This window comes from Streptomyces beihaiensis, from assembly GCF_026274175.1.
GTDB classification, from domain to species: domain Bacteria; phylum Actinomycetota; class Actinomycetes; order Streptomycetales; family Streptomycetaceae; genus Streptomyces; species Streptomyces beihaiensis.
Genome location: NZ_JAPHNL010000321.1, coordinates 75,380 through 85,757, shown reverse-complemented (window position 1 = coordinate 85,757; position 10,378 = coordinate 75,380). Strand labels below are relative to the sequence as shown.

General features: G+C 69.6%; 9 protein-coding genes. 5 read left to right on the top strand and 4 right to left on the bottom strand.

The genetic code is table 11. The features are described 5' to 3' along the window. The 5 genes from OFY01_RS29395 to pknB all read left to right on the top strand — a co-directional run. A partial coding sequence (locus tag OFY01_RS29395; RefSeq protein WP_266605026.1) for an FHA domain-containing protein FhaB/FipA occupies nucleotides 1-342 on the top strand: 342 nt, incomplete at its 5' end. Nucleotides 343-515: 173 nt separating this feature from the next. Then, a complete protein-coding gene (locus tag OFY01_RS29390; protein ID WP_266605024.1) occupies nucleotides 516-1,985 on the top strand; it encodes a Stp1/IreP family PP2C-type Ser/Thr phosphatase in 1,470 nt (489 codons plus the stop codon). 37 nt (nucleotides 1,986-2,022) lie between these two features. Beyond that, entirely contained in the window at nucleotides 2,023-3,471 is a 1,449-nt protein-coding gene (locus OFY01_RS29385; RefSeq protein ID WP_266605022.1) for an FtsW/RodA/SpoVE family cell cycle protein, read from the top strand. Beyond that, the gene (locus OFY01_RS29380) at nucleotides 3,468-4,925 is read left to right on the top strand and encodes a peptidoglycan D,D-transpeptidase FtsI family protein (protein WP_266605020.1); all 1,458 of its coding nucleotides are present in this window, start codon (nucleotides 3,468-3,470) and stop codon (nucleotides 4,923-4,925) included. Before OFY01_RS29385 ends, OFY01_RS29380 begins: the two co-directional genes overlap by 4 nt. Before the next feature lie 219 nt (nucleotides 4,926-5,144). Beyond that, complete coding sequence (gene pknB / locus OFY01_RS29375) at nucleotides 5,145-7,175, top strand: Stk1 family PASTA domain-containing Ser/Thr kinase (RefSeq protein ID WP_266605018.1); 2,031 nt, start codon at nucleotides 5,145-5,147, stop codon at nucleotides 7,173-7,175. Between the two features lie 188 nt (nucleotides 7,176-7,363). Here the strand turns inward: pknB and OFY01_RS29370 are convergent, their stop codons facing one another. The 4 genes from OFY01_RS29370 to OFY01_RS29355 all read right to left on the bottom strand — a co-directional run bounded on the left by OFY01_RS29370 (nucleotide 7,364) and on the right by OFY01_RS29355 (nucleotide 10,357). Beyond that, nucleotides 7,364-8,155 carry a class E sortase gene (locus OFY01_RS29370; RefSeq protein WP_266605016.1) on the bottom strand — a complete coding sequence of 264 codons (792 nt, stop codon included), beginning with the start codon at nucleotides 8,153-8,155 and terminating at the stop codon, nucleotides 7,364-7,366. A gap of 92 nt (nucleotides 8,156-8,247) precedes the next feature. Then, a complete protein-coding gene (locus OFY01_RS29365) occupies nucleotides 8,248-9,555 on the bottom strand; it encodes a class E sortase (RefSeq protein WP_266605014.1) in 1,308 nt (435 codons plus the stop codon). Next, nucleotides 9,552-10,199, bottom strand: a complete 648-nt coding sequence (locus OFY01_RS29360) for an aminodeoxychorismate/anthranilate synthase component II (protein WP_266605013.1) — start codon at nucleotides 10,197-10,199, stop codon at nucleotides 9,552-9,554. The genes OFY01_RS29365 and OFY01_RS29360 overlap by 4 nt, the downstream gene beginning before the upstream one ends. Then, nucleotides 10,196-10,357: a hypothetical protein gene (locus tag OFY01_RS29355; RefSeq protein ID WP_266605011.1), complete on the bottom strand. Its 162-nt coding sequence runs from the start codon at nucleotides 10,355-10,357 to the stop codon at nucleotides 10,196-10,198. Before OFY01_RS29355 ends, OFY01_RS29360 begins: the two co-directional genes overlap by 4 nt. Nucleotides 10,358-10,378: the final 21 nt, after the last annotated feature.

Below are 10,378 nucleotides of genomic sequence, written 5' to 3'. Positions count from 1 at the left end.
CCGCAGCAGCGCCAGCAGCAGGGCGGCGGCGGCCGCCAGCGCCGCGGCGCCCCCACCAAGCTGGTCGTCTCCGAAGGCACCCTGACGGGCACCACGGTCGCCCTGCAGGGGCAGACGATCACGCTCGGCCGGGCGCACGACAGCACGATCGTCCTCGACGACGACTACGCCTCCAGCAGGCACGCCAGGATCTACCCGGACCGCGACGGCCAGTGGATCGTCGAGGACCTCGGGTCGACCAACGGCACGTACCTGGACCGGACCCGGCTCACGACGCCCACCCCGGTCCCCCTGGGCGCACCGATCCGCATCGGCAAGACCGTCATCGAGCTGCGGAAGTAGTGCTGCATCATGAATGAGCGCGAGCGGAGCGAGCGGGCCCACGCGGCCGTTGACGACCGGGACACCGGCCGGAACACCGCGGGCGACGCCGGCGCGCTCCCGACCGGAGGGTGGGCAGTGTGGCTCCACGAGACCGGCTGCATTCGGGGCCAGAGCCGACGGGGCAGGTGGGCATGAGTCTGACACTGCGCTTCGCCGCCGGATCACACAAAGGCATGATCCGCGAGGGCAACGAGGACTCCGGCTACGCCGGCCCCCGGCTGCTCGCCATCGCCGACGGCATGGGCGGCCAGGCCGCCGGCGAGGTCGCCTCCTCCGAGGTGATCTCCACCATCGTCGCGCTCGACGACGACGTGCCGGGCTCCGACATCCTCACCTCCCTCGGCGCCGCCGTGCAGCGCGCCAACGACCAGCTGCGCCTCATGGTCGAGGAGGACCCGCAGCTGGAAGGCATGGGCACCACGCTCACCGCGCTGCTGTGGACCGGCCAGCGGCTCGGGCTCGTCCACGTCGGCGACTCGCGCGCCTACCTGCTGCGCGACGGCGTGCTCACCCAGATCACGCAGGACCACACCTGGGTGCAGCGCCTCGTCGACGAGGGCCGCATCACCGAGGAAGAGGCCACCACCCACCCGCAGCGCTCCCTGCTCATGCGGGCGCTCGGCAGCGGCGAACACGTCGAACCCGACCTGTCGATCCGCGAGGTCCGCGCCGGTGACCGGTACCTGATCTGCTCCGACGGCCTCTCCGGCGTCGTCTCCCACCAGACGATGGAGGAGACCCTCGCCAGCTACCAGGGCCCCCACGAGACCGTCCAGGACCTCATCCAGCTGGCCCTGCGCGGCGGCGGCCCCGACAACATCACCGTGATCGTCGCCGACGTCCTCGACATCGACGGCGCGGACGGCCTCGCCAACCAGGTCTCCGACGTCCCGGTCGTCGTCGGCGCGGTCGCCGAGAACCAGCACCAGCTCCACGACAACGGCGCCATGCAGACCCCCGCGGGCCGCGCGTCGGGACTCGGCAGGCCCGCGCCGGGGCAGGGCGGCGCCGGCGGCGAGTTCGGCCCGCCCGGCAGCGGCCCCGCCACCGGATACGCGCCGGACGACGGTTACGACGGCTACCACGGCGACGACACCGACGACTTCGCCCGGCCGCGCGGCCGCCGCCGCCGCGGCAAGTGGCTCAAGCGGTCGCTGTACACCGCCCTCGCCCTCGCCGTCGTCGGCGGCGGCCTCTACGGCGGCTACCGGTGGACGCAGACCCAGTACTACGTGGGCGCCAACAGCGACCACGTGGCGCTCTACCGCGGCATCGACCAGGACCTCGCCTGGGTGAGCCTTTCCAAACTGGAGAAGGACCACCCCGAGATCGAGCTCAAGTACCTGCCCCCCTACCAGCGCAAGCAGGTCGAGGCATCCATCGCCGAAGGCGACCTGGCCACCGCTCGGGACAAGATCGGCGAACTGTCGGCGCAGGCGAACGCGTGCAAGAAGCAGGCCGCGCAGAAGAAGGCCGAGTCCACCGCCGCGCCCGACCCGAAGTCGTCCGCGAAGTCCACGTCCAAGACCTCTCCCACGCCCACCCCTGGCCCCACTCTCTCCGAGGAAGAGAAGCAGCTGGCCAAGGCGTGCGCGCAGTAGTAAGAGCCGTTGGGGGCCTTTGCACGCCATGAGCAGTATGAGCAGTAGTTCCAGTTCCGCGACCCACACGTCGACCATCGGCGCCATCGGCGCGCCCAGCAGGCGCAACACCGAGCTGGCGCTGCTCGTGTTCGCCGTGGTCATCCCCGTCTTCGCGTACGCCAACGTGGGCCTGGCCATCGACGGCAAGCTGCCCGCCGGGCTGCTCGGCTACGGGCTCGGCCTCGGCCTGCTCGCCGGCGTCGCCCACGTCGTCGTCCGCAGGTTCGCCGCCTACGCCGACCCGCTGCTGCTGCCCCTCGCCACGCTCCTCAACGGCCTGGGCCTCGTCGTCATCTGGCGCCTCGACCAGTCCGACCACCTGCAGCGCCTGGCGAAGCTGCAGTACGGGGCGTTCCACCCCGACGCCCCCAAGCAGCTGCTGTACTCGGCGATCGGCATCGCGCTCTTCGTCGGCGTACTGATGCTGCTCAAGGACCACCGCATCCTGCAGCGCTACACGTACATCTCCATGATGGGCGCGCTCGTCCTGCTGCTGCTCCCGCTCGTGCCGGGCCTGGGCATGAACGTGTTCGGCGCGAGGATCTGGATCCACGTCGGCGGCTTCTCCATCCAGCCCGGCGAGTTCGCGAAGATCGTCCTCGCGATCTTCTTCGCGGGGTATCTGATGGTCAAACGCGACGCCCTCGCACTCGCCTCGCGCCGTTTCATGGGCCTGTACCTGCCCCGCGGACGCGACCTCGGACCGATCATCGTCGTCTGGGCCATCTCCATCCTCATCCTGGTCTTCGAGACCGACCTCGGCACCTCGCTGCTGTTCTTCGGCATGTTCGTCGTCATGCTGTACGTCGCCACCGAACGCACCAGCTGGATCGTCTTCGGCCTGCTCATGTCCGCCGTCGGCGCGGTCGGCGTCGCCAGCTTCGAGACCCACGTACAGAGCCGCGTCCAGGCGTGGCTCAACCCCATGCACGAGTACCTGCTCAGCCGCAAAGGCATCGGCGGCCACTCCGAGCAGGCCATGCAAGCCCTGTGGGCGTTCGGCTCCGGCGGCACCCTCGGCACCGGCCTCGGCCAGGGCCACTCCGACCTGATCGGCTTCGCCGCCAACTCCGACTTCATCCTCGCCACCTACGGCGAGGAACTCGGGCTCGCCGGACTCATGGCGATCCTGGTGATCTACGGGCTCATCGTCCAGCGCGGTCTGCGCACCGCGCTCGCCACCCGCGACCCGTTCGGCAAGCTCCTCGCGGGCGGCCTGTCCGGCGCCTTCGCCATCCAGGTGTTCGTCGTCGCGGGCGGCGTCATGGGCCTCATCCCGCTCACCGGTATGACCATGCCGTTCCTCGCCTACGGCGGCTCCTCGGTCATCGCCAACTGGGCGCTGCTCGCCATCCTGATCCGCATCAGCGACACGGCCCGCAGGCCCGCCCCCGCGCCCGCACCCACCCCTGACGCCGAGATGACCCAGGTGGTCCGACCGTGAACAAGCCCCTGCGCCGCATCGCGATCTTCTGTGGTCTGCTCGTCCTCGCCCTGCTGCTGCGCGACAACTGGATCCAGTACGTCAAGGCCGACTCGCTGCAGTCCGACAAGAACAACCGCCGCGTCATCATCGAGCGCTACTCCCAGCCGCGCGGCAACATCATCGTCGACGGCAAGGCCATCACCGGGTCGAAGAAGACCACCGGCACCGACCTGAAGTACAAGCGGACCTGGAAGGACGGACCCATGTGGGCGCCCGTCACCGGGTACTCCTCCCAGGTCGTCGGCGCCACCCAGCTCGAGTCCATCGACGACGGCATCCTCACCGGCAACGACGACCGCCTCTTCTTCCGCCGCACCATCGACATGATCACCGGCAAGAAGAAGCAGGGCGGAAACGTCGTCACCACTCTCAACGCCGCGGCGCAGAAAGCCGCCTACGACGGTCTGAAGAACCGCGGCAAGGGCGCGGTCGTCGCCATCGAACCGTCCACCGGCAAGATCCTCGCCTTGGCCTCGACCCCGTCCTACGACCCGTCGGTCTTCGCCGGGAACTCCACCACCGACAGCAACACCTTCGTGAAGCTCGACAAGGACAAGGACCAGCCGCTGCTCAACCGCGCGCTGCGCCAGACCTACCCGCCGGGCTCCACGTTCAAGCTGGTCACCGCCTCGGCGGCCCTGGAGAGCGGCAAGTACGAGCCGGACCAGCACACCGAAACCCCGAAGCGGTGGATCATGCCGGGCACCTCCCGGCCGCTGAACAACGAGGGCAACATCCCCTGCGAGAACGCCACCCTGCGCGTGGCGCTGCAATGGTCCTGCAACACCGTGTACGGCAAGATCGGCGCCGACCTCGGCAAGGACGCCATGCTGAAGGAAGCGGAGAAGTTCGGCTTCAACAAGGAGCAGTTCGTCCCCGTCCGGTCGAGCGCCTCCCGCTTCGACACCGACATGAACGCCTCGCAGACGGCCATGTCCTCCATCGGCCAGTACGACACCGCCGCCACCCCCCTCCAGATGGCCATGGTCGCCTCGGCCATCGCCAACGACGGCACACTCATGCAGCCGTACATGGTCGACGAGTTGCAGTCCTCCACCCTCGACACGGTTCAGAAGACCGAGCCGAAGGAGCTGAGCCGGCCGCTGTCGAAGGAGAACGCGCAGAAGCTCCAGTCGATGATGGAGACGGTCGTCGAGAAGGGCACCGGAACCAACGCGAAGATCCCGGGCGTCACAGTGGGCGGCAAGACGGGTACCGCCCAGCACGGCGTCGACAACAGCGGCAAGCCGTACGCGTGGTTCGTCTCGTACGCCAAGACGAGCTCGGGCTCGCCGGTCGCCGTGGCCGTCGTCGTCGAGGACAGCGACGCCAACCGCGGCGACATCTCCGGTGGCGGCCTGGCCGCCCCGATCGCCAAGAACGTGATGCAGGCGGTGCTGAACAGCAAGTGACGACAGCACGGACACAGCAGAGACCGGCGGTTCACCACACTGTGTGAGGCCGGTCACCCGCCCGTAAGCATCGGGGCACGTGCCTGGATACCGGTCCTGTCACGGGTCGCGGTCTCGGGCAGGTCACGGTGGGCAATCCGGGTACGGTATGCCCGGACAGCACACCGCCCGACCCCGAACGGGACGGTCGGGACCGACGGAGAGGGCTGGTAGGTAACCATGGAAGAGCCGCGTCGCCTCGGCGGCCGGTACGAGCTGGGCCAGGTGCTCGGCCGTGGTGGCATGGCCGAGGTCTACCTCGCCCACGACACCCGGCTCGGCCGCACCGTGGCGGTGAAGACGCTGCGAGCCGATCTGGCGCGCGACCCGTCCTTCCAGGCCCGGTTCCGCCGGGAGGCCCAGTCGGCCGCCTCGCTCAACCATCCCGCGATCGTGGCGGTGTACGACACGGGCGAGGACTACGTCGACCAGGTCTCCATCCCGTACATCGTGATGGAGTACGTCGACGGCTCCACGCTCCGTGAGCTGCTGCACAGCGGCCGCAAGCTGCTGCCGGAGCGGGCGATGGAGATGACCATCGGCATCCTCCAGGCCCTTGAGTACTCGCACCGGGCGGGCATCGTCCACCGCGACATCAAGCCCGCCAACGTGATGCTGACCCGTACAGGCCAGGTCAAGGTCATGGACTTCGGCATCGCCCGCGCCATGGGCGACTCCGGCATGACCATGACGCAGACGGCGGCCGTCATCGGCACCGCGCAGTACCTCTCCCCGGAGCAGGCCAAGGGCGAGACGGTCGACGCGCGCTCCGACCTCTACTCCACGGGCTGCCTCCTCTACGAGCTGCTGACCGTGCGGCCGCCGTTCGTCGGTGACTCTCCGGTCGCGGTCGCCTACCAGCACGTACGGGAAGAGGCCCAGCCCCCGTCGGTCTTCGACCCCGAGATCACGCCCGAGATGGACGCGATCGTCCTCAAGGCCCTCACCAAGGACCCGGACTACCGCTACCAGTCGGCCGACGAGATGCGCGCCGACATCGAGGCATGCCTCGACGGCCAGCCGGTCGCCGCGACGGCCGCGATGGGCGCGATGGGCGCGGTCGGTTACGGCGCGGGCCAGCCCGGCGACTACGGCGACCAGCAGACGGCGATGCTGCACCAGCAGAACGGCGGCGGCGCCCCCACGTCCATGCTGCCGCCCGTCAACCCCGACGACGGCGGCTACGGCTACGACGAGCGGCCCGACCGCCGCAGGGGCGGCAAGAGCGGCAAGAACCACACGTCGACGGTCCTGCTGGTCGTCGCCGGGGTCCTGGTGCTCATCGGGGCGGTCCTGATCGGGAAGTGGATCACCTCCCCGAACGGTGTCGGCAACAACAAGGTCGACGTGCCCAGCCTGGTCGGCGAGACGTTCGCCTCGGCCAAGCAGAAGGCGGCCAACGTCGACCTGAAGGTCGAGAAGGGCACCCCCATGGCCTGCGCGGACCAGCCCAAGGGCACGGTCTGCAAGCAGGACCCGTCGTCCGGCCAGATCGCGAAGAACGAAACGATCACGGTCCGGATGTCGACGGGCGCGCCGAAGGTCGCCGTCCCGAACGTGACCGGCCAGAACATCGACGACGCCCGCGCGACGCTCGAAGGCTCCGACTACCAGTTCGTCGTGAAGACGAAGCAGCAGGAGTCCTCGACCGAGGACCCGGGCACGGTGCTCGCCCAGGACCCGAAGCTCGGCAAGGAGGTCGAGAAGGGCTCGACCATCACGCTGACGGTCGCCAAGAAGGAGCAGTTGGTCACCGTCCCCGACGTCTCCTCCGGCAGCAACCTCACCTGCGAGCAGGCCACCTCACAGCTGGAGGCCAGCAACCTCAAGGCCAACTGCCGCGAGGTGGAGAACGCCTCGGTCCAGGCGGGCAAGGTCTTCCAGCAGTCCCTCCAGCCCAGCAGCCAGGCCAAGCCCGGCTCCACGGTCACCCTGCAGGTCGCCAAGGCGCCCGCGCAGACCGCGGTGCCCGAGGTCCGGGGCCGCACGGTCAAGGACGCGAAGAAGATCCTCCAGCAAAGCGGCTTCAACAACATCCAGATCGCCAACGGCAGCGACGGCGGCGACAACGCCGTGGTCACCAACACGGACCCGGCGCCGGGCACCCCGGCCGACCCGTCCCAGCCGGTCACCCTGACCACGCTGGGCAGCCAGAACGGCGGCAACGGCAACGGCAACGGCAACGGCGGCTTCTTCGGCGGCATGGGCTGACACCCGCGCAACCGCACAGCAGCCGTGTGGGGCGCAGCGACTCGACGTCACTGCGCCCCACACCCGTTTCGGCGGCGGAGGAAGAACCGGGGTCCTTGTCCCGGTCCCGGCCCCGGCCCGGGTTCCGGCCCGGGTTCCGGAACCGGTTCCCGACCCGGTGGACCCACCGCGACCGCGGCCCGCTCAGGTCACCGCAGTTCCTTCGGCGGAGTCCGGTCCGCGTCGACCTTCTGGACGCGCTCCAGCTCGCCCCAGACCACGTAGCGGTAGCGGGACGTGTAGACCGGCGTGCACGTCGTCAGCGTGATGTAGTGGCCGGGCTTCTTCACACCCGACTCCTTCGGCACCGGCAGGATGACCTTCGTGTTGTACTTCGACGTCTGCGGCAGGATGTCGTACACCTTGTAGATGTACCAGTTGTCCTTCGACTCGAAGACGATCGGGTCGCCCACCTTGATCTTGTCGATGTTGTGGAACTTGGCGCCGTGCCCGTCCCGGTGCGCGGCCAGCGTGAAGTTGCCGTCCTTGCCCGACATCGGCAGCGTCGCCTTCGACGGCTTCGTGTAGTAGCCCGCCACACCCTCGTTGAGGATGCTTCTCGCGGTGCCCTTCTGGACCAGGACCTCGCCGTTCTTCATCGACGGCACGTGCAGGAAGCCGATGCCGTCCTTCGTGTCGAGCGCGCCCGGACCGGTGTCCTTGTCCTTGCCGGTGCCGGTGCCCTTGGACTGCGCCCAGTGGTCACGCACCTTGTCGGCCTGCTTGTGCGCCTCGCGGTCGGCGATCACGTTCGTCCACCACAGCGAGTAGGCCACGAAGAGGCCGAGGACCAGGCCCGCGGTGATGAGCAGCTCACCGAAGACGCTGACCGTCGCCGCGATACGGCCCCGGTGCCGCGGGGGGCGACGGCGGCCCCGGGGGGACGCGGGCACGGACGACGACCGTTCGGTCTCGTCCTCGTGGTCGGTCGTCGCTGCCACTTCTCGTCCTCGCCCCGTCCGTGTCGTGCTGTGTCGTGCCGTGCGGTGCCGTGCCGTGCTGTCTCGTGCTGTGCGGGTCGTGCTGTGCTGTGCTACTCGACGAGCGCCTTCGGCATGCCCTCGCTTCGCGGCCGCTCCTCGACCATCTTGCCCCAGACGATCAGCCGGTACTTGCTGGTGAATTCCGGCGTGCACGTCGTCAGCGTGATGTACCGGCCCGGCTTGGTGAACCCCGAGCCGACCGGGATCGGGGCGAGTACCGACGTGTTCGACGGCGAGGTCTGCGGCAGCATGCTCGTCACCTTGTAGACGTAGTACTTGTCCCGTGTCTCGACCACGACCGGGTCGCCCGGCTTGAGGCGGTTGATGTAGCGGAACGGCTCGCCGTGGGTGTTGCGGTGGGCCGCGAGCCCGAAGTTACCGGTCTTCGCGTCCGGCATCGCCGTCGGGACGCTGTCCTTGCCGTAGTGGCCGACCATGCCCTTGTCGAGGATCTTCGTCTTGCTGATGCCCTCGGCGATCGGCGCGACGACGTCCAGCTTGGGGATGTGCAGGATCGCGAAGCCCTGGCCGGGTTCGAACGCCGCCGGCTTGCCCTTGCCCTTCGCCCAGTCGTCCTCAAGGTGCCGGCGCGCGTTGCCCGCGATGTTGTCGGCCCGGATGTTCGACCACCACAGCTGGTACGTGACGAACAGCAGCATCACCACACCGAAGGTGATGAAGGCCTCGCCGATCACCCGGCTCGCCACGACCGACGCGCTCGGCTTGCGCGCCCGCGCGGCGGCGCGCGCCTCCACACGGGTCAGCGGGCGACCGTTCCCCTCCGGTTCCTCCGGCGCTTCGGCCGCGGCCGCTCCCGCCCGGCGGTGGCCGCCCCCGCCCCGCTTGGCGGCCTTCCTGCGCGCGGCCCGGCCACCGGTGGCGGCGGGCGCCACGGGCGACGCCGAGGGCTCCGGCTCGCGTTCCGGCGCTGGTTCCCGGGCGGCTATTCGCCGTGTGTCGGCCGTGCGCAGGGCGACCGTCTCGTCGTCCACCGGCATGGCCCCGACGGCGGCGGTGTCCGCCCCGGCCGCTCCCTCGTGCCCGCCGTACCAGTCCTGCGCGTACCCGTCGGGGTCGTACCACTCCGGCTCAGGCTCGGCCGCCTGCGGCTGCTGCGACTGCTGCGACTGCTGCGACTGCTGCGACTGGAGCGGCTGCTGCGACTGAAGCGGCTGCTGTGGCTGCTGTGGCTGGTGCTGTGACGGCCGCTGCGCCGTTTCCGGGCCTTCAGCCGTCCGGAACCACGGCGACGGGTGCTGCTGCCCCGGCAGCGGGTCGTTGAGGGGGTCGTCGAGGCGCCGCACGGCATCCTCGAAGCCGCCGGCCTCACCGTCCCGCTCGGGGCGCAGCGCGGTCACGCCGAGGCCCTGCCCACGACCGGCGCGAGCCCCGCCGATCTGGCCACCGCTCCCGGGTCACCGCATGCGGCGAGCCAGTTCGCGAGCATCAGGTGACCGTGTTCCGTGAGCACCGACTCGGGGTGGAACTGCACGCCCTCGACCGGCAGTTCACGGTGGCGCAGCCCCATCACGATGCCGTCCTCCGTGCGCGCGGTCACCTCCAGGACGTCCGGCACGGTGCCGGGCTCGGCGGCCAGCGAGTGGTAGCGCGTCGCCGTGAACGGGTCGGGCAGGCCCGCGAAGACGCCCTTGCCGCCGTGCCGCACCAGCGAGGTCTTGCCGTGCAGCAGCTCGGGCGCGCGGCCCACCACGCCCCCGTACGCCACCTGCATCGACTGCATGCCCAGGCAGACGCCGAAGACCGGTACCCCGGTTGCGGCGCAGTGCCGCACCATCTCGATGCAGACGCCCGCCTGCTCGGGGGCGCCGGGTCCGGGCGAGAGCAGCACGCCGTCGAAGCCGTCCTGGGCGTGGGCGGTGCTCACCTCGTCGTTGCGCACGACCTCGCACTCGGCGCCCAACTGGTACAGGTACTGGACGAGGTTGAAGACGAAGCTGTCGTAGTTGTCGACGACGAGAATGCGGGTCTTTCGCGCGCTCACTGGCCGTTCACCGTCACATCGTTGAAGGGCAGAAGCGGTTCGGCCCACGGGAAGACGTACTGGAACAGGACGTAGACGACAGCCAGGACCAGCACGACCGAGGTCAGTGCCTTGATCCACGCGTTCCCCGGCAGATGCCGCCAGATCCAGCCGTACATGCCGGTTCCCTCTCCCTCGTT

Bases quoted from the DNA above. Each gene is read 5' to 3' on its own strand.
- OFY01_RS29355 (WP_266605011.1), bottom strand. From the start codon at position 10,357: ATGTACGGCTGGATCTGGCGGCATCTGCCGGGGAACGCGTGGATCAAG.
- OFY01_RS29385 (WP_266605022.1), top strand. From the start codon at position 2,023: ATGAGCAGTAGTTCCAGTTCCGCGACCCACACGTCGACCATCGGCGCC.
- pknB (WP_266605018.1), top strand. From the start codon at position 5,145: ATGGAAGAGCCGCGTCGCCTCGGCGGCCGGTACGAGCTGGGCCAGGTG.
- OFY01_RS29390 (WP_266605024.1), top strand. From the start codon at position 516: ATGAGTCTGACACTGCGCTTCGCCGCCGGATCACACAAAGGCATGATC.